Origin of the sequence: Bacteroides togonis (assembly GCF_900130135.1) — a bacterium.
GTDB classification, from domain to species: domain Bacteria; phylum Bacteroidota; class Bacteroidia; order Bacteroidales; family Bacteroidaceae; genus Bacteroides; species Bacteroides pullorum.
This window is the reverse complement of sequence record NZ_LT670820.1, coordinates 1,839,299-1,858,338: the sequence shown is the minus strand read 5'-3', so window position 1 is coordinate 1,858,338 and position 19,040 is coordinate 1,839,299. Positions and strand designations below refer to the sequence as shown.

Sequence of the window (19,040 nt, the reverse complement as noted above, 5' to 3'; positions counted from 1 at the left end):
GATACAACATATCGAAATATTTGTTATTTTTGCATTACGTTTTTTTCATAGAGATTTAGATTTAAGGTTAGAAGAATTGTGGAAGTCGTGAGACTTCCCTTTTTTTTATCCTTATGGAAATTATCCTCTTGCTTTTCACTATTTTTGAAGGTTTGTAGGACGTTTGTTTATCGTAAAAAAGAAAGGGGTTGTGTCGCTAATCTGACACAACCCCCTTTTGTTTCTATGAAAACTATGAGTTAGGGAGACTAAAGCACTGTTTTGTTTAGTCTATTACGATGGGTTTGTATTTCGGTACCAAGATCTTCATGATGCACCAGCCGATGAGGTAGGCTACAGCGCAGATGCAGAAGATGATGAAGTAGCCGGCGGGCTTTCCTTCAAATCCCATGAACTGCATGGCGGGCTGTGCATATTCGGCGCCTTGTGCCAGCAGGGCTTTGGTCATTTCCACCTCCTGGCCGTCTACGATGGTTGTACCTGCGGCGTAGGTGAACAACATACCCGAACCCTTGTTGATGAGGTAAGAGCCGATACCACCTGCCATACCTCCCAAACCGATGATGGTGGCCACGGCACTATTGGGGAACATGTCACTACCTACGGAGTAGATGTTGGCCGACCATGACTGGTGGGCTGCACCTGCAATACCAATGATGATGATGGGGAACCAGTAGGAGTATTCACCCAGCGGCTGGGCAAAGAGGGCCAGCAGCGGGAAGAGGGCGAAAATGAACATGGCACGCATGCGGGCGGCGTAGGGGTTCAAGCCAGTCTTGTTGATGATGATGGTAGGCAGCTTGCCGCCATAGATGGACAGCATGGTGATGGCATAGAGTACGAAAATCAGCAACTGGGCTGTACCGCTGTCTGAGGAGAAACCATAGACGTCCGAGATATAGGCAGGAGTCCAGAAGAGGAAGAACCACCATACACCGTCGGTCATGAATTTACCTACTGCCACGGCCCATGCCTGCGGATATTTCAGGCATTCCCACAGACTCATCTTTCTTTCTTCTTTCTTGGGAGCGGCTGCGTCTTGTGCAGGTTGCTCTGTCTGCTTGTCCAGGTTGATGTATGCCAGTTCGGCTGCATTGACGCGTGGATTGCCTTCGGGTTTCTTGTACATGAACATCCATAAGCCCATCCAGATGAAGCCCAGGCCACCGATTACGATGAAGGCCATTTCCCAACCGTTTCCTATGCCGACGCTTTGGAAGTAGCGGGCGAGGGGCGGGATGCTGATAGGCGCTATCAAGGCGCCGATGGTAGAACCTGCGTTGAAGATAGAAGTGGCAAATGCACGGTCTTTCTTGGGGAAGTATTCTGCCGTCACTTTAATGGCAGCGGGGAAGTTTCCTGCTTCGCCTACGGCCAGCACGATGCGTGCTGCGATGAAGAAGTAGACGCTGGTGATAGCGATGGTAGAAGCGATGGCTCCTGTGGCCGAAATCATTTCGGCTGCGTTGTGGATACCTACCACATGCTCTGTGGCCCATCCGCACAAGGCATGAAGACAGGCGCCCAACGACCATACGGCGATGGCCCAAAGGTAACCTTTCTTAGTGCCCATCCAGTCGATAAAACGACCGGCGAACAGGTTGGCTATGGCATAAACAAGTGAGAAAATTGCGGTGATGTCTCCGTAGTGTGCGTCTGTCCAATGGAATTCGGGAGCGATAAAGTCTTTCCACGTCAGTGACAGAACCTGACGGTCCAAATAGTTTACTGTAGTAGCGAAAAACAACATGGCACAGATGGTCCATCTGTAATTGGTCATTTTTCCGACGGCATTTTGAATTGTATTCATGATAGTAGATTCTTTTTTTTCGATTGCAAAAGTAGAGGTTTTCGTGTCAGCACTTTGTGCAATAATTGGTAGAAATACTGTATAAAATGACAAAAATGGGCGTAGACCTGTGTTAGCCTACGCCCATTTGCCGTTATCAATTATTTCATGTCCAAATACTTGATTTCGTCTTTGTCGCTATATTTCAGGTTTTCACCACCCATACCCCAGATGAAGCTGTAGTTGCTGGTACCTGCAGCAGCGTGGATGCTCCATTCAGGTGAAGTGATGGCCTGCTCGTTGTGCAGCCATACGAGGCGTTCTTCCTGAGGTTCGCCCATCAGGTGGCAGATAGCGTTACCTTCGGATACGTTGAAGTAGAAGTAAGCCTCCATACGGCGTGTGTGCGTGTGTGCAGGCATGGTGTTCCATACAGAGCCGGGAGCCAATTCGGTCAGACCCATCTGAAGCTGGTTGGTACCGCCGTTCTTCACTCTTTCCAATACATCTTTTACGATGAGCTGGTTCACTACGCGGTCGTTGCTGTCTTCCATCTTGCCATAGTGGTCGGAGATGGCGAGGGCATATTTCTTGGGTTCAGCCTTCTGAGCTTTTACGTCGGTTGTAATCAGCTGGGTAACGTATTGCTTGTAAGCGGGAGCCGAGTTGATGTAGAACTTGGCAGGCTTCGTAGCGTCGTTGCTCTTGAAAGTCACTTCCTTGTTGCCGCAACCTACGTAGAGGGCTTCTTTATATTTCATGGGATATTCCTTGCCGTCAACCGTAACGACGCCGTCACCTCCTACATTGATGACGCCCAGTTCGCGACGCTCGAGGAAGTAAGTGATTTCAGGACCCAGTTCGCGGAAAGTTTCCAGCTTCAGGACCTTGTTGACAGGCATTACACCACCATAGATCAGGCGGTCGTAGAGGGTATAAGTCAGGTTGATTTCATCGGGAGCCATTACTTTCTCCATCATGAAAGAACTGCGCAGACGCTCTGTGTCATAGTGCTTTACGTCCAGCGGATGGCAGGCAGTCTGTACTTTGTAATTCATTTGGGCGTTGGCCGAGATGGCGGCGACGCCTAACATCATTGCAATTGCTAACTTTTTCATATTCAGTATATAAACTATTAAATAAAACTTTCTTTCTTATTTAGCTGCTTGTTTGGCTTCTTTTTCGCTGCGGATGATAATGCGACGGTTGATGAGCATCAGGGCGATAGCTATCAGAGCGAGTACAGCGCCACCTACATACGAAAGCTTGATGCCGCGGTAGATGGTCCATCCGAATAATGAGGAAGCGAAGTCGAGTGCACCACCCGAGAAACCTTCAGGGATGTGGGCTGTGGGGTCGTGGGTTTCAGCATATACATTGTTGGCAGCCAGGGTGAAGTCGGGGGCCATGTCGGTCACGAAGTAAAGTCCGACGATGAGCGCTACCAGACCTACGATCAATGTTTTCAGTACGTTACCTTTCGTAAAGGGCAATACCATGGGGAAGAGGTAGAACATACCTGCCAGTGAAGCCAGCGGAAGGAATTGGTTACCAGGCAGGAATACGGCCAGCGCAAGGATAACGGGGATCAGGATAACAGATGCCACGAGGGTAGCGGGATGTCCGATAACCAAAGCAGGGCTCATACCGATGTGCACCTTCTTACCATTGAATTTGGTCTTCACCAGCTCGGAAGTCTTTTCAGAGATAGGTTTCAAGCCTTCGATGAAGAGGGAAGTGATGCGGGGGATAAGCTCCATTACGGCACCCATCGTGATACCCAGGAAGAGTACTTTCTTGATGTCCAGCTGGGCAGCCCATCCGATGAGCATACCTACGATAACACCCAGTACGAGCGGCTCGCCTATTACGCCAAATTTTTTCTTCATGCCGTCGGCGTCAATGTCCAGCTTGGAGAAGCCGGGTATCTTGTCCAGCGCCTTGTTGATGAGGATGGCAAAAGGAACGAAGCTTTGGCAGAAAGGTTGGGGAATGGAGATACCGTTCAGGTCATAATATTTTTGGAATTTCTCGGCTGTGAGGTCGGCACATACCAGTGTGATGACATAGCAGATGATGGCTGCAAAGTAGCCCCATGCCAGGCTTTCGCCCATAACGAAGTAAGCTACAGCGCCGATGAAGGCAAAATGCCAGTAGTTCCACAAGTCAATGTTCACGGTACGAGTGGTCTTGGTGATAAGCATCAGCAGGTTTATGCCCAGACAGATAGGGATGATCAGTGCACCTACGGCCGTGTTGTAGGCTACGGCAGCTGCGGCAGGCCAACCCATGTCGAAAACGTTCAGCTGCAGGTGGTAGAGGTCGGAAATGGCTTTCAGGGGATTGTCGAAGTTGGTAGTCAGCAAGGCGGTAACTACACCCAGGCCCACGAAACCGACTCCTACGCAAAGGCCCGATTTCAGTGCCTTTCCAAATTTCATCCCGATACACAAACCAATAATTGTAAAGATAATAGGCATCATGACCGATGCTCCAAGGCTAATGATATAGCCGAAAACTTGTTCCATTCTCTTTTGTTTTTGATTATGATTAAATTTATGTTTTACAAGAATCTATATGAAATTTCGGTGTCAAATTTAGCTCTTTTATTCATTATTCAAAAAAGAAATTCTTTAATTATTGGAAAAAAGGACGATTTTATACCTTTTTTGTCGTTTGCGTGCACAAAAATGCTCGTTTCCGTGCACGAAAACCAAATAATGCACTAACTAGGACAAAAAAATGCACATGTTTTCAACGTAAAAAGCGTATTTTTGTTTCCTGATAGAATTCGAGTCCAAATATAAATTGAACCACTGATTTCATGAAGAAAGAATCGATTATCCGTTTCATCGTTTCGGTGATGTTGTGCTTTGCTTCAGTTTTTGCAGAAGCACAAAATGTAAAGATTGACCAACCTTGGTCGGTCCGTATGGCCGAGTCGGAAATGATACGCTGGCCGGAGTCCTGGCAACTCGATTTCCAGCCGAAGCTGAAGTGGGATTATTGTCATGGGTTGGAGCTTCAGGCCATGCTCGACGTGTACGACCGCTATGGCAACAAGAAGTTTTATGACTATGCCTTGGCATACGCCGATACGATGGTCAACGACGACGGTACCATCAAGAAATATAAGCTGGAAGAGTATAGCCTTGATCGTGTGAATTCGGGGAAAATCCTTTTCCGCATCTATGAACAAACCAAAGATGTGAAGTACAAGAAAGCATTGGACTTGCTTCGAAGTCAGTTCGAAGGACACCCGCGCAATGCCGATGGAGGTTTCTGGCACAAGAAGGTCTATCCGAACCAGGTGTGGCTCGATGGCGTGTACATGGGTGCTCCCTTCTATGCCGAATATGCCTATCGCAACAATGAAGTGGATGCTTATCAGGACGTGGTCAACCAGTTCTTGATGGCCGCCCGCCATACGTACGACCCTCAGACGGATCTGTTCAAACATGCCTGTGACGTCAGCCGCAAGGAGCGTTGGGCCGACCCTGTGACAGGTCGTTCGTTGCATAGCTGGGGGCGTGCCATGGGATGGTATGCCATGGCTTTTGTCGATGCGCTCGAGTTTATTCCTGTCCATGAGGCGGGGCGTGACTCGATGCTGATGGTGCTCAATCAGTTGGCTTCGCAAATCAAGCGCCTGCAGGATGAAGAAACTGGTTTGTGGTATCAGGTGCTGGACAAGAGTGGCGAGCCGGGCAATTATTTGGAGTCTTCCTGTTCGGCCATGTTTGTCTATTCGCTCTTCAAGGCGGTGCGCAAAGGGTATGTAGACAAGTCGTATCTGAAAGTGGCGCTGAAAGGCTATCAAGGCATCTTGGACCATTTCATCGAAGTGGACGAGAGGGGGCTGGTCAGCATCACCAAAGCCTGTGCCGTGGCTGGCTTGGGCGGAAAGAACTACCGTTCGGGCGACTACGACTATTATATCCATGAACAGGTGCGCGACAACGATCCGAAGGCGGTAGGCCCTTTCATCCTTGCCAGCCTTGAATGGGAACATTTGCAGGACGTAAAAGAAATTGTTAACCAAGAATAAAAAAGAGGAAACCAGATGAAAAACTATTTGTATGTCGTGTGGACGATATTGATTCTTGCAGCTGCTTCCATGCAGGTTCAGGCTGCCGGACAGTGGAAAGATACGCTGGTAGTAGCGCGCGACGGCACGGGTGACTATCGCACCCTGACCGAAGCGATGGAGGGCATCCGCGCCTTTATGGACTACAAGGTGACGGTGCTCATCAAGAACGGCGTGTATAAGGAGAAAGTGATTGTCCCCTCGTGGTTGCAAAATGTGGACTTCGTCGGCGAGAGTGCGGAAGGCACTGTCATCACCTACGACGACCACGCCAACATCAACAAGATGGGCACTTTCCGCACCTATACGCTGAAGGTCGAAGGGAATAACATCACTTTCCGCAACCTGACCATCGAGAACAATGCTGCGCAACTTGGTCAGGCCGTGGCGCTCCATACGGAGGGCGACCGCCTGGTGTTTGTCAATTGTCGCTTTTTAGGCAATCAGGACACGGTCTATACAGGGGTGGCAGGCACGCGCCTCTACTTCCTGAACTGCTATATCGAGGGGACGACCGATTTCATCTTCGGCCCTTCGACGGCTTTGTTCGAAGCTTGTGTTATCCATAGCAAGCGCAATTCTTACATAACGGCCGCTTCTACGCCTGCCAATGTGGCGGTAGGATATGTCTTTCGAGATTGCAAACTGACGGCTTCCGAAGGGGTGGACAAGGTTTATCTGGGTCGTCCCTGGCGTCCCTATGCGGCAACGGTCTTTATCGGATGCGACATGGGGAAGCATATCTGCCCTGCCGGTTGGGACAACTGGCGCAACGCCGAGAACGAAAAGACTGTCCGCTATGCCGAATACGGCAACAAGGGCGAAGGGGCGGAGTTGGCAGGTCGCGCGAAGTGGGCAAGGGCATTGACGTCCGAAGAAGCGGCCCGCTATGCCGACTGGGCGTACGTCTTCGGCCTTTGTAGCGATTGGCAACCTGCTGATGCGCCTGTGAAGCCTTGATTTTTCTCCAACTGGGATTTGTTTTTTCTCTAATTAGGAAATAATTTTTTGCTAACTGATTAAAATAATAACATGATGAAAACAAAATTGACCATACTGCTGGGCTTGCTTCTGATGTTTTCGGCCTTTACGTCGGAAAAGCAAGTAATTACTATCTTTACCATCGGAGACTCCACGATGGCTAATAAGCCGCTGGAGGGCGGAAACCCTGAGCGTGGATGGGGGCAGATGCTCTCCCGCTACTTCTCGGAAGAGATTGTGATAGACAACCATGCCGTCAACGGACGCAGCTCGAAGAGCTTTATCGACGAAGGCCGTTGGGACAAGGTGTTGGTGAAACTGAAAAAAGGCGACTACGTGTTCATCCAGTTCGGACACAACGACGAGAAACCCGACGAAAAACGTCATACCGACCCTGGTACGACTTTCGATGCCAACCTGAAACGTTTCGTCGAGGAAGCCCGTGCCAAGGGTGCTATCCCTGTTCTGTTCAACTCCATCGTCCGCCGTAATTTTGGCAAAGCCGATGCCGATGCCGTAGCGAAGGCTGTTGTTCAGGATGATATTCGTGAGGGTATTGCTCCCAATGCACCCCAAGCGGAAGTGAAAACAGGTGCCCGACTGATTGATACCCACGGGGCTTATCTGGATTCGCCACGCAATGTGGCTCGCGAGCTGGAGGTGCCTTTTGTAGACCTCAATCGTGTCACTCATGACCTGGTGGAGCAGATGGGCCCCGAAGCTTCCAAACAACTCTTCGTGTGGGTGGCTCCCAACACAGTGCCCGCCCTGCCCAAGGGACGTGAGGACAATACGCACCTGAACGTTCGCGGAGCCGCGACCGTCGCCTGGCTGGCCGTGCAGGAGGTAATCAAGGTAGTGCCCGCGTTGAAACCCTATGTCAGACATTACGATTTCGTGGTGGCTAAGGACGGTTCGGGCAATTTCTTCTCCGTACAGGAGGCCATCAATGCCGTGCCCGACTTCCGCAAGAATGTCCGCACCACCATTCTTGTCAAGCGAGGTGTCTATAAAGAAAAGATTGTGATACCCGCCAGCAAGATAAACCTCTCGCTGACAGGCGAAGACGGCGCCGTCCTTTCCTACGACGACTATGCCGACAAATTGAACCGCTTCGGAGAGAAGACAGGCACGTCGGGCTCCGCTTCCTGCTATATCTATGCTCCCGACTTCTATGCCGAGAACCTTACCTTCGAGAATACCTCAGGGCCTGTAGGGCAGGCCGTCGCCTGCTTCGTTAGTGCCGACCGCGCCTATTTCAAGAACTGTCGCTTCCTGGGCTGGCAAGACACGCTCTACACTTATGGGAAGGGTTGCCGCCAATATTACGAAGATTGCTACATCGAAGGGACAGTAGACTTCATCTTCGGATGGTCTACGGCCGTGTTCAACCGTTGCCATATCCATAGCAAGACGAAAGGCTACGTCACGGCTCCCTCTACCGACCAGGGGCAGAAGTACGGCTACGTCTTCTACGATTGCCGCCTGACGGCCGACGAGGGCGTGGCCGATGTCTACCTGTCGCGTCCCTGGCGCCCCTATGCACAAGCCGTGTTTGTACGTTGCGACTTGGGTGGCCACATTCTGCCTGCAGGATGGAACAACTGGGGGAAGGAGTCGAACGAAAAGACAGCTTTCTATGCTGAATATCAGAGTCGTGGAGCGGGAGCCAATCCCCAGACACGCGCTCCCTTCTCGCATCAGTTGCACAGCTTGGAAGGATATGCCATGGAGGACGTTTTGGCAGGTACGGACGGTTGGAATCCGATGAAGGACGGAAACGCCTTGCTGGACATCAAACGCTGACGGCATAAGTCGTTTCGTTTCAGCCGAAAAGAAACTATGTTTTAGCAGGCGGAAAGCACTGCTTTGTGGGTAGGAAAAGGCACTTTTACGATTGTAAGGGTGCCTTTTCCTATGATGAGCCGTTTGTTTGCGAGGCTTAGGGCTTCAGCCAGCGGTCGAAAAACTCCAGCGTTTCTTTCTGCATCTCCTTGTTGAAGAAGTGCTTTTCGTCCCATAGCTTCGTCACGAGGTGGTCGGATGCTCCTTGGCTTTGCCACACGGCTTCCATCTCCTGATAGGCGTCTCTTACGCCCTCTATGGGGAAAAGCTTGTCGTGCGTGCCGTTGAAGAAAAGAGTCGGCTTGGGGCAGGCGATGCTGGCTACGTGCGGATAGTCCAGGTAGCGGCGCAGGGCGGGTATCAGCATGGCGTAGGCCGATCCGCCCTTGTTTTGGTTGTTGGTCAGGGTCATGAGATGTTCGGTGGTGTTCATCCAGCAGATGGAGGCCGATGCACGGACGACGTCGGTCAGGGCAGCCAGCATCCACGAACGGTAGGCCCCCATCGAGAAGCCCAGGCTGCCTACGCGCTCCTTGTCTACAAAGGGCAGGGAGGCCAGGAACTCGGCGCTTCGCATGTCGTCCACGTTGATGAAGGCACCCCACGAAGCACCCATCTGCAGGAAGTTGGACGCCAAAGCCTGCTGGGCATCGTAGCTTGTCCCTTCCTTTCGTCCGCGCTCGCCCCAAAAGAGGGCGTCTACGGCCAGCACCACATAGCCGTGTCGGGCCAGGTAGTCGCCTACGTATTGTCCGTCATAGCATTGGCTGGCCCATTGGTCGGCATCCTCCATGACCTCGGGCGCGACGTGGAAGGGACGTACCATCTTTTCCTTTCCGATGGAGAAATGGGCACCATGGTCGTGTAGCAGAACGATGGCGGGGAACGGTCCTTTGCCTTCAGGAACAAGCAGGTAGGCAGGGACGCGGCTCCATTCGGAGAGGTTGAAGCGTATCTTGCGGGCTTCGTAGCCATCGCGTTGTTCACGGTCGGTCACTTCCATGGCATACGCCTTGGGGGCGGGTTGGAGGTTCTGCATGCATTCGGCCAGCACGTGGCGTGCCTGTGCTTTCCATTTCGCAAAGTCTTTTTCTTCCGCCTTTCCCCATGCTAGGGGGTAGGTGAGCTGTTGTTTCATCTGTTGGTAGAAGACGGGCATGTTGCCGGTCACTTCGTAGGCTGTGCTGTCCGTCTGTGCGGAAGCGGTTGAAAGGCTCAGGAGGGAGGCGAACAACAGGGGAAGAAGTTTGTGTTTCATATTTGTGAGAGTTTTTTCGTGTGACAAAAATAAAGTTTTTTTCATGAAATCCTTATATTTGCATCCATATATTCGCGGATACTATGAAGCAAAGGTTATTATATCTGATACTGGCCGTTCTGTCGGCCTCCTTCTTGAAAGCACAGCCGGAGGGCTCTTTTACGCATTATTCGTCGGATGATGGTTTGTCCGAAAACACAGTCATGGACATGTTGCAGGACAGTCGTGGCAACATGTGGTTCTCCACTTGGAATGGCATCAACAAGTTCGACGGCTATACTTTCAAAACGTACAAAGCGCGTCAGGACAATCAGATCGCTTTGACCAGCAATCGGATGGACCACATGGAGCAGGACCGTTATGGCTTTATTTGGGTTCAGACCTATGACGATCGGGCTTTCCGCTTCGATCCTCGTACGGAGGTTTTCGAATCTGTACCGGCCGAAGGTGAGCCTGGCAGTCAGATGGCCGTTTCGTCCATCAAGGTGTTGGCCGACGGTACGGTTTGGTTGTTGAGCGGACGTGAAGGCGCGCTTCGTGTGACAACCGACTCTGTGAACTATCGGCTGACTACCACTTGGTATTCACCGACGTCGGAAGGGTTGCAGCTCTCTCATGTGTTTGATGTTTGTCGTGCAGACAGTTGCGAATGGGTTCTTTCGGATAATGGCTTGGGATGTTTCAGCCCAGGTTCGTCGATACCGACCGTTTATTTTGAAAATGGTGGTAGCAGGCAAAAACAGGGCTTCTATGCCATGGAAGATTGTGGCGACTATCTTCTTTTTGGTTCGGACAATGGTACCGTCTGGGTCTATCAGAAGCATACAAAGACGTTCAAGCCTGTCCAGCTCGATGCTGTTTCACGCATCAGTGGCATTAAATGTCTGAAGAAACTTTCACAAGTCGTTGTTTCGACTCTTTCCGACGGCTTTTTTGTTTATAGCCTGTCTACAGGCGAAGTGAGCCATTATTCGGCGGACAGTTTACCTCCTGAGAAGATAAAGGCAATTTATAGGGATTCGTCCGATGAAATCTGGTTTGAACAGGACGTTGTGGGCGAAGTGGCCCATTTCAATCCTTATACCCGTAAGCTGAAGTGTGAGAAAGTGTATGCCGAACCTACCAATACCGACCGTTCACGTCCGGCTTTCCATATCCATGAAGACATCTTCGGCATGTTGTGGGTGCATCCTTATGGAGGAGGTTTTTCTTATTTCGATCGTAAAAACAACTGCCTGCGTCCGTTTTACAACAGCATGACGGGCGAGAACTGGCGTTTTTCCAACAAGATACATTCTGCCTTCTCCGACCGTCAGGGCAATTTGTGGATGTGTACCCATTCCAAGGGGTTGGAAAAGGTGACATTTCGTACGGAGCGTTTTCATCTGCTGTTTCTGGTCAATCATTCCTACGAATCTTTGAGTAACGAAGTGCGCGCGCTTTGTGAGGATAAGGACGGCAACATGTGGGTCGGGCTGAAGGACGGCATGCTGCGTGTGTATGACAGAAATAGGAATGAGATAGGCTATCTGACAGAAACTGGCACGGTAGCTAAGAGTGGAAAACCTCTGTTTGGCAATACCTATTACGTCATGCAGGACAGTAAAGACAATCTTTGGATAGCGACGAAGGGAGCAGGAGTGGTGAAAGCTGAACCCATGCCAGGAAAGCTTCGTTATAAACTGACGCGCTACCGTTATAGTGCCGACGATGTCTACAGCCTGTCGGACGACAACGTCTATTGCATCTATGAAGATCGTCAGGGGCGTATCTGGATGGCAACATTTGCCAATGGTGTCAGCTATCTGACTCGCGATGCCGAAGGGAAGGAAATCTTCATCAGCCATCGCAACAATCTGAAAAATTTCCCCATCAAGTACTGTAGCAAAGTACGTTGCATTACGGGCGACTCGAAAGGACATCTTTGGATAGGTACTACCGTAGGCTTGCTAATGGTAAACGATGGTTTTGAGCGTCCTGAAGATGCGCGATTTTATCATTATCTGCGTGCGCCTGAGAAAGCTAATGCGTTGAGCAATAATGATATCCATTGGATTAAACCTACACGGAAGGGAGAACTGTATGTAGCTACCTTCGGAGGCGGATTAAACCAATTGGTCGATTTGAACGATGGCGGTCAGGCTCGTTTTAAGGCATATACTGTACGTGATGGACTTCCTTCGGACATTCTGCTTTCCATCCAAGAAGACAAGAAAGGACAGTTGTGGATCAGCACGGAGAACGGTTTGAGTAAATTTACTCCCGATCTGGAGCGTTTTGAAAACTTTCAGAACAAGTATAGCAACTCCAGTATTCGTTTCAGTGAGGCTGCTTCGGCGTATGCATCCGATGGAGATATGCTGTTTGGAACCAATCATGGCATTTTTTATTTCAACCCCGATTCCATCCAGAAGAGTATTTACGTGCCTCCCATTGTCCTGTCACAATTGCTGCTGGCCAATGAACGGGTTTCTCCAGGGGAACATTCGTTGTTGAAACGTACGCTCGATGCTGTGGACGAATTGCAGTTATCTCATAGAGAGAATATCTTTACGATCCAATATGCAGCCTTGGACTTTACAGCCCCTTCAGATATCCAATATGCTTACATGCTGGATGGTTTCGAGAAAACGTGGAATTACGTGGGAAAGCAACGGACGGCTACTTATACCAACTTGCCCAAAGGGCACTATGTGTTTAAGGTTCGTTCGACCAACGCAGATGGTGTGTGGTCCGACAATATACGTACGTTGGATATCGAGGTACTTCCTTCTTTTTGGGAGACTCCCTTTGCCTATTTCCTGTACGTGTTTTTCCTCCTGTTGATTATGGTGACGGCGGTATATATCCTGTTTACCATCTATCGACTGAAACACAAGGTGGTGATGGAGCAACAGCTGACTAATATGAAGCTGCGTTTCTTCACTGATATTTCGCACGAGTTGCGCACTCCCCTGACGTTGATATCCGGACCGCTGGAATATGTATTGGAAAATACCGCTTTGCCTGCTGATGCCAGAGAACAATTGATGGTAGTCGAGCGGAACTCCAATCGTATGTTGCGTCTGATAAATCAAATATTAGACTTCCGTAAGATTCAGAATAAGAAGATGAAGATGCGCGTCCAACATGTAGAAGTTGTAGGTTATACTCGTAAGATCATGGAAAATTTCGAGGCGCTGGCCGAGGAACACCACATCGATTTCTTGTTCGAAACAGAAAAGGAAGCGATCTATCTGTGGGTGGATATCGATAAGTATGAAAAGATTGTCTATAATCTTTTGTCGAATGCCTTTAAATATACTCCTGAGGGGAAAATGATTACGGTGTTTGTGCGTGAGAATGAACAGACAGTGTCTGTTGGCGTTCAGGATCAGGGTATAGGAATTGCAGAAAACAAAAAGAAATCTTTGTTTGTCCGTTTTGAAAATCTGGTGGATACCAATCTGTTTAACCAATCCAGTTCGGGTATCGGCTTGTCCTTGGTACGCGAGCTGGTGGAGATGCACAAAGCAAGCATTTCTGTAGATAGTAAGCTGGGCGAAGGCAGTTGTTTCCGAGTTGATTTCCTGAAAGGAAGGGAGCATTATGACGAAACGGTAGAGATCTTGCAGAGTGATCTGAACGTATCTGGAGTAGATTCTCCATCGGTTACAATGTCAGAATCCCAAGCTTCGCATGAACATGAAGATGTACATCCTGAAGAGGGAGATCTGTCGTCGGTAAAGAGTCTGATGCTGCTGGTTGAAGACAATGCGGAATTGCGTTTGTTCCTTCGCAGCATTTTTGCATCCGATTATCGGGTTGTGGAAGCTGCGAATGGGGTAGAGGGCTTTGACAAGGCTTTGAATCTGGTGCCGGATATTATCATTAGCGATGTCATGATGCCCGAGAAAGACGGTCTTGAGATGATGAAGGAATTGCGTAGTGAAATGACTACCAGCCATATTCCAATGATCCTGCTTACAGCTAAGACGGCTATAGAAAGTAAATTGGAGGGCTTGGAGTATGGTGCCGATGATTATATTACGAAACCTTTCAGTGCCACTTATCTGAAAGCTCGTGTGAAGAATATCCTGCTTCGCCGGCAGAAACTTCAGGAGCTGTATCGCGAACAGTTGATGAATGCCGGAAGCATGATGTCGGTGGAAGAAGTGCACGAAGAGGAGAAGGTTCCTGATATGTCGCCCAACGATCGTAAGTTTATGGATAAGCTGATGGAACTGATGGAGAAGAACATGGATAACGGTGACTTGATCGTCGACGACTTGGTACAGCACATGGCAGTGAGCCGTTCGGTTTTCTTCAAGAAACTGAAAACGCTTACAGGTCTGGCTCCTGTAGAATTTATCAAGGAAGTGCGTATTAATCGTGCTGTTCAGCTCATAGAAACAGGTGAGTTTTCCATGACTCAGATTGCGTACATGGTTGGCATCAATGATCCCCGTTACTTCAGCAAGTGTTTCAAGCAGAAGATGGGGATGACGCCGACAGAATATAAGGAAGCAAGAAGAAAAAAACAGAATTGATTTCTTGAACCGCACTTTTGCAGGGAGCATGTGCTCAATGGTTCGGTTTGTGTTTTTATTATAATATAAGAAAAAATTACTATTTGATTCAAGAGCGCATCAAGATGGTAAATGCTTCGATTTAAGAATTTTGTCATTCTGTGAATAATGTAATTTTCTATCTTATTTCTGATAATATGCTGTATATCAATGATAATACAGGGTCCTTTGGTGAGATTTTTTAAGCTCAACGCTCACGACCGCCACTATGGACCCCTTGTCGAGAGAGAAAAAATTTATAAAAAGTTAAAATGTAAAATATAATAACTGTATTGGGGCTTGTAAATGTTCCACAGATATACAAGGAAAGGTGAGATTATCATATCTCGGCTGTATTCACGCTACGTTGTTTTGTATGAAAATAATAGGATAAAACGCAGAATAAAGCGAATTTGAGCATTCTCACTGACGGTCAGAGGGTTTGGCTTCGGGTGGCACGGAATGACATAAGGGCGGAAAAACGGATTTGGGCGGATTACAGCAATAGATGCACTTGGAAAAGCCAAACAAAAAGCAAGGATTATGAGAAGTACTTTCAAGACCGTCTTCTATGTAAACGGAAGCAAGGAAAAGAATGGAATTGTCCCCATCATGGGACGGGTTACAATCAACGGGACTATCGCACAGTTCAGTTGCAAGCAGCGTATCTCCAAGGATTTGTGGGATGCTAAAGGCAACAGGGCGAAAGGCAAGAGCCGCGAGGCGGTGACGGTGAACTATGCGCTTGACAACATCAAGGCGCAGATAACGAAGCACTACCAGCGGCTTTCCGACCGTGAGGCATTTGTCACGGCTGAAATGGTACGTAACGCCTACCAAGGCATCGGCACGGAGTACGAAACATTGTTGCGTGCCTTTGACAAGGAGAACGAGGCGTTCGCCAAACGGGTGGGCAAAGACCGCTCCAAGCGCACGTACCAAAAGTACCTGACCGTCCGCAAATACGTGGCGGAGTTCATCAAGAGGCACTACAAGCGGACGGACATGGCGATGAACGAACTGACGGAGGACTTCATCCGTGACTACTGCCTGTACCTGCGAAACGAGGTCGGGCTGGCGCAATCGTCCGTGTGGATATATGCGAGTTACTCTCGCAAGCCTTGCCGCCGAGTTGCCTCTCCGAAGTCGGGCAACCTGTTTCTGACCTGCGGTAATCGTGTCTTATTCCTTGTGCTTGATGCCGTATTGTTTCATCTTGCCGTATAGTGTGGTGCGCCCGATGCCGAGCAGTTCAGCAGCCAGCGAGCGGTTGCCGTCCGCCTGTTTCAGAGCACGGATTATCTGCCTCTTTTCCATTTCCACGTTTTTCAGGGATAATGACGCTTCACCAGATAACTGACTTTCCTCGAACTCCAGTTTGTCAGTCGTAACCCAATCCCCGTCGGTGAACAGCACCGCCGAGCGCACCGTACCTTTCAGCTCCCTTACGTTGCCAGCCCACGGATGGGCGAGCATCCTCTTCCTTGCCTCCGCGTCAAAGCCTTTCACCTGTTTGCCGAACTCCTTGTTTGCAAGTTCACGGAAGAAGTCCGCGAGCGGCATGATGTCCTCACGGCACTCACGCAATGGAAGTATGTTCAACGTATATTCCTTAATCCGATGGAACAAGTCCTGACGGAAACGCTTTTCGGCTACTGCTGACTGCATATCCTCGTTGGTAGCGGCAATGATGCGCACGTCAGCAGTCTTTTCCTTGTTGCCGCCTATGGGTCTGTACCGTTTGCTCCTTGCGTGTATCTTCTCGGCGATTTTCTTTGCCCCGCTCCCCGAATTTCCCTACCTTCGCAAACATCAACAAAAACATTACGATATGATTACCGAAAAAGATGCCATTGATTTGATTAATCTCGCCGAGAGCTTAGGAATAACCGTGTTCCTTGACGGCGGCTGGGGAGTAGATGCCTTGTTAGGCAGACAAACAAGGGAACATCAAGACATTGACTTGTTTGTGGAGGAAACGCAGGCGGCACGTTTCATTCGTGCTTTACACCAACAGGGATTTAAGGAACGGACGGAGGCGTATTCCACTCCGCAACACATCGTTTTCGCAGATGCGGACGGGCGGACGGTGGACTTGCATTTGTTTACATATACTTCAGACGGGGAGATTGTTTTTGAAGGAGAAACCTATCCGGCAGACACCTTCAGCGGAGAAGGTTGTATCGGCGAAAAGAAAGTGTCGTGCATTCCTCCGCAGGCGCAGGTCGCTTTCCATACAGGATACGTTTTCGATGAAAACGATGTCAAAGACGTGCTTGCCCTGTGCTACCGTTTCCACATCCCCGTTCCAAACGAATATCTGCCTTATATAAATTAATCATCCAATCTCCAGGACCGCCTGCCCACGTCAAAATTTCTGCAATCCGCGCCGACAACCGCCCTCCCCAGCGGGGACAACACAAATCCTGCCGGATAACCACTTTTCCCTGCGGGGACAGCCCTAATCCGTCAGGATAACCGCTTTCCCCGGCGGGGACGATGCCAATCCTGCAGGATAAGCACTTTCCCCGCTGGGGAAAGGCAAAATCGGGACGGATTGGAACTTTCCCCGCTCTGAACTTGGCTCGCCGGAAAGATTTAGCTACATTCGTTACAGAAATTCTAAAATATCACGGAATATGAAAAAGATTCTCACATTAAACATCAAGCAACTTCGCACCGAGGAGTCGTTCGGCTATCAGAAACAGGTCGTGGCGGAAACGGCGAACCTACCTATCGGCGAGGAGACAGGAACCCCAAGCGAGATAAGCCTGCTGTCCGCTACGAATCCCGTGTTGGAGGCAAAGGTTAACGATTTCACCACCGCTGTCGATGCTTTCGCTGATGGGCATTACCAGATGCACCCTCGGACTTTTATACACGCCGAGAGCGGATTGCAGGGTTCCTTTGTCGGCAAATACGGGGTCAACAAGGATGGTGTGTCCTGCATAATTGATTTTCAAGGTGGCGCTGCGCACCAACCGGATAATAGCTTTCTCGTTCATAATGTTACGCTTTTATGATTTGTCGGGTGCAAAGTTCGGAAGATTCCCCTGATGCCTTTATGCCTTAAAAAGAGAAATATATGCCATTTTGATAAAAGAATGATGTATATTTGCAGAAAGCAAAGAACAAGAGCGATGAAAACGATAACCAACCCCGAAAGACTGGTCAGCGTCCCGTTCAGCAAGACACGTTGCGGCGTGGACTTCTACATTAACACAGGCGAGAGCAAGGACATCTGTGGTGTCTTGACCGAGCACCGGACGTTCAAGACGGATTTTTTCAGTTTCTATTTCTTTCGCCGCGCCAATGGCTATGTGCTGTTAAACTTCCGCAAAATAGAGTTACGGGACGATATGGTGCTCCTCCTGTCGCCGCACCAGCAACAGGAATGGCATGTGGACGAAGCGGAACTGGACTACACTTTCCTTATCTTCCGCGAGGACTTTATGCGCACGTTCATCGCCGACAAGTTCTTCGTCTATCGCCTGCTGTATTATTATCAGACCGACACGCCACCGTACCTGCTTGCCGCGCCGGAAGAACTGGCGGAATATATGCGCCTCTTGGGGAAGATAAAACAGGAGCTGCTGCATCCTGTGGCAGACACTTACAACCTTATCGTATCTGTGCTTTACTATCTGTTGGTGGTTATCAACCGGGCATACGCCAAAACTTACCGTCTGCCGGTCGAAGTGCCGAAGAACAATTATGCCTTCCAGTTCAAGGACTTGCTCGAAAAGCATATCCACACCGTGCAGCGTATTCAGGAATATGCCGATATACTCCGCGTGAGCCGTATCACTCTGAACAATTCTGTAATGGCGCAGTTCGGCGTGTCCGCCACCCATCTGCTCAAACAACGCTTGTTGGAGGAATTGAAAAACGAGCTGTTGTTCTCCGACCGCAACGTGAGCCAGTTGGCGGACGAGTTCCACTTTTCCGACCCCAGCCATCTGATGCGCTTCTTCAAGCAACAGACGGGAAAGACATTTACGCAATATATCACGGACTACCAAAATGGAATATACGAATGAAAAGCAAGAAAAAACTTTATAAGACTTGCACTCCTATCCTCTTTTTTTGTATTTTTGCAGTCGGCGAGAGTTTTTAGGTGGAAATACACCGCATATCACAGAATTAGCAACCGTTGCCAAGTCATTACCTCACTCTTTGAGAAAAGCTTATAAATAGCTTGTTTCTAACAGATTCCTATTTGTGTATCGAATTTTTATTGAAAAATCTTGCATCCGATTCTTGCTGAATAGACAGTGGAAATAGCCTAAAACGGCTTGAGAGATTGTTTGGCTCGACAGGGCGTCCAAGGGATAAACGTGAGCGTTGAGCTTAAAATTATCATACACTTGGCGGTCTCTGTTATAGTTCAGATGAGTTCCGTAACTATCTACTTTAGCGCGCTAAACACCCACTTTAGCGGCGTAACTATGGACTTGAGGAAAAGTACGACGATAGTTGGGCTTTACAGGCTATGCAGGTATACCCATGACGGGTAACTTGCTATTTTTTGGG

The 19,040-nt window shown here is 49.2% G+C and carries 12 protein-coding genes and 1 pseudogene; 8 read left to right on the top strand and 5 right to left on the bottom strand.

Features of this window, described 5'->3' with window-relative positions; genetic code table 11:
- Positions 1–265 precede the first annotated feature (265 nt).
- The 3 genes from BQ8005_RS08055 to BQ8005_RS08045 form a co-directional block, all read right to left on the bottom strand.
- Positions 266–1,810, bottom strand: coding sequence for an MFS transporter (locus BQ8005_RS08055; protein WP_075317694.1), 1,545 nt, complete (start codon positions 1,808–1,810; stop codon positions 266–268).
- 140 nt (positions 1,811–1,950) lie between these two features.
- Complete coding sequence (gene kduI, locus BQ8005_RS08050; RefSeq protein WP_075317693.1) at positions 1,951–2,907, bottom strand: 5-dehydro-4-deoxy-D-glucuronate isomerase; 957 nt, start codon at positions 2,905–2,907, stop codon at positions 1,951–1,953.
- 36 nt (positions 2,908–2,943) lie between these two features.
- The gene (locus BQ8005_RS08045) at positions 2,944–4,317 is read right to left on the bottom strand and encodes a PTS galactitol transporter subunit IIC (protein ID WP_021847016.1); all 1,374 of its coding nucleotides are present in this window, start codon (positions 4,315–4,317) and stop codon (positions 2,944–2,946) included.
- Between the two features lie 335 nt (positions 4,318–4,652).
- Between BQ8005_RS08045 and BQ8005_RS08035 the strand changes: the two genes are divergently transcribed.
- The 3 genes from BQ8005_RS08035 (at position 4,653) to BQ8005_RS08025 (ending at position 8,663) form a co-directional block, all read left to right on the top strand.
- On the top strand, positions 4,653–5,837 hold the full coding sequence (locus BQ8005_RS08035) for a glycoside hydrolase family 88/105 protein (RefSeq protein ID WP_234984079.1): 1,185 nt from the start codon (positions 4,653–4,655) through the stop codon (positions 5,835–5,837).
- A 69-nt stretch (positions 5,838–5,906) separates the two neighbouring features.
- Positions 5,907–6,836, top strand: a complete 930-nt coding sequence (locus tag BQ8005_RS08030; RefSeq protein ID WP_394334116.1) for a pectinesterase family protein — start codon at positions 5,907–5,909, stop codon at positions 6,834–6,836.
- Positions 6,837–6,911: 75 nt separating this feature from the next.
- Complete coding sequence (locus tag BQ8005_RS08025; protein ID WP_075319041.1) at positions 6,912–8,663, top strand: pectinesterase family protein; 1,752 nt, start codon at positions 6,912–6,914, stop codon at positions 8,661–8,663.
- 136 nt (positions 8,664–8,799) lie between these two features.
- Here BQ8005_RS08025 and BQ8005_RS08020 read toward each other — a convergent pair whose 3' ends face one another.
- Positions 8,800–9,960 carry a dienelactone hydrolase family protein gene (locus tag BQ8005_RS08020; protein ID WP_075317689.1) on the bottom strand — a complete coding sequence of 387 codons (1,161 nt, stop codon included), beginning with the start codon at positions 9,958–9,960 and terminating at the stop codon, positions 8,800–8,802.
- An 83-nt stretch (positions 9,961–10,043) separates the two neighbouring features.
- Here BQ8005_RS08020 and BQ8005_RS08015 point away from each other — a divergent pair, with 83 nt between their 5' ends.
- Together BQ8005_RS08015 and BQ8005_RS08010 are read left to right on the top strand one after the other, a co-directional pair.
- On the top strand, positions 10,044–14,489 hold the full coding sequence (locus tag BQ8005_RS08015; RefSeq protein ID WP_075317688.1) for a hybrid sensor histidine kinase/response regulator transcription factor: 4,446 nt from the start codon (positions 10,044–10,046) through the stop codon (positions 14,487–14,489).
- 561 nt (positions 14,490–15,050) lie between these two features.
- A pseudogene (locus BQ8005_RS08010) lies at positions 15,051–15,602 on the top strand (phage integrase SAM-like domain-containing protein); the annotation flags it as partial.
- A gap of 87 nt (positions 15,603–15,689) precedes the next feature.
- On the opposite strand, the gene BQ8005_RS08005 reads toward BQ8005_RS08010, so the two are convergent.
- Entirely contained in the window at positions 15,690–16,205 is a 516-nt protein-coding gene (locus tag BQ8005_RS08005) for an AAA-type ATPase lid domain-containing protein (protein ID WP_075317687.1), read from the bottom strand.
- Positions 16,206–16,338: 133 nt separating this feature from the next.
- On the opposite strand from BQ8005_RS08005, the gene BQ8005_RS08000 reads away from it, so the two are divergent.
- The 3 genes from BQ8005_RS08000 (at position 16,339) to BQ8005_RS07990 (ending at position 18,547) form a co-directional block, all read left to right on the top strand.
- On the top strand, positions 16,339–16,845 hold the full coding sequence (locus BQ8005_RS08000) for a nucleotidyltransferase domain-containing protein (protein ID WP_075319039.1): 507 nt from the start codon (positions 16,339–16,341) through the stop codon (positions 16,843–16,845).
- 301 nt (positions 16,846–17,146) lie between these two features.
- Entirely contained in the window at positions 17,147–17,530 is a 384-nt protein-coding gene (locus BQ8005_RS17920) for a hypothetical protein (protein ID WP_200806328.1), read from the top strand.
- Between the two features lie 117 nt (positions 17,531–17,647).
- On the top strand, positions 17,648–18,547 hold the full coding sequence (locus tag BQ8005_RS07990) for a helix-turn-helix domain-containing protein (RefSeq protein WP_075317686.1): 900 nt from the start codon (positions 17,648–17,650) through the stop codon (positions 18,545–18,547).
- Positions 18,548–19,040 lie beyond the last annotated feature (493 nt).

What these genes read in the sequence shown, in the direction of transcription:
- BQ8005_RS08055 (WP_075317694.1), bottom strand. Translation starts at nt 1,810, where the DNA reads ATGAATACAATTCAAAATGCCGTCGGAAAAATGACCAATTACAGATGG.
- kduI (WP_075317693.1), bottom strand. Translation starts at nt 2,907, where the DNA reads ATGAAAAAGTTAGCAATTGCAATGATGTTAGGCGTCGCCGCCATCTCG.
- BQ8005_RS08045 (WP_021847016.1), bottom strand. Translation starts at nt 4,317, where the DNA reads ATGGAACAAGTTTTCGGCTATATCATTAGCCTTGGAGCATCGGTCATG.
- BQ8005_RS08035 (WP_234984079.1), top strand. Translation starts at nt 4,653, where the DNA reads ATGTTGTGCTTTGCTTCAGTTTTTGCAGAAGCACAAAATGTAAAGATT.
- BQ8005_RS08030 (WP_394334116.1), top strand. Translation starts at nt 5,907, where the DNA reads ATGCAGGTTCAGGCTGCCGGACAGTGGAAAGATACGCTGGTAGTAGCG.
- BQ8005_RS08025 (WP_075319041.1), top strand. Translation starts at nt 6,912, where the DNA reads ATGAAAACAAAATTGACCATACTGCTGGGCTTGCTTCTGATGTTTTCG.
- BQ8005_RS08020 (WP_075317689.1), bottom strand. Translation starts at nt 9,960, where the DNA reads ATGAAACACAAACTTCTTCCCCTGTTGTTCGCCTCCCTCCTGAGCCTT.
- BQ8005_RS08015 (WP_075317688.1), top strand. Translation starts at nt 10,044, where the DNA reads ATGAAGCAAAGGTTATTATATCTGATACTGGCCGTTCTGTCGGCCTCC.
- BQ8005_RS08000 (WP_075319039.1), top strand. Translation starts at nt 16,339, where the DNA reads ATGATTACCGAAAAAGATGCCATTGATTTGATTAATCTCGCCGAGAGC.
- BQ8005_RS17920 (WP_200806328.1), top strand. Translation starts at nt 17,147, where the DNA reads ATGAAAAAGATTCTCACATTAAACATCAAGCAACTTCGCACCGAGGAG.
- BQ8005_RS07990 (WP_075317686.1), top strand. Translation starts at nt 17,648, where the DNA reads ATGAAAACGATAACCAACCCCGAAAGACTGGTCAGCGTCCCGTTCAGC.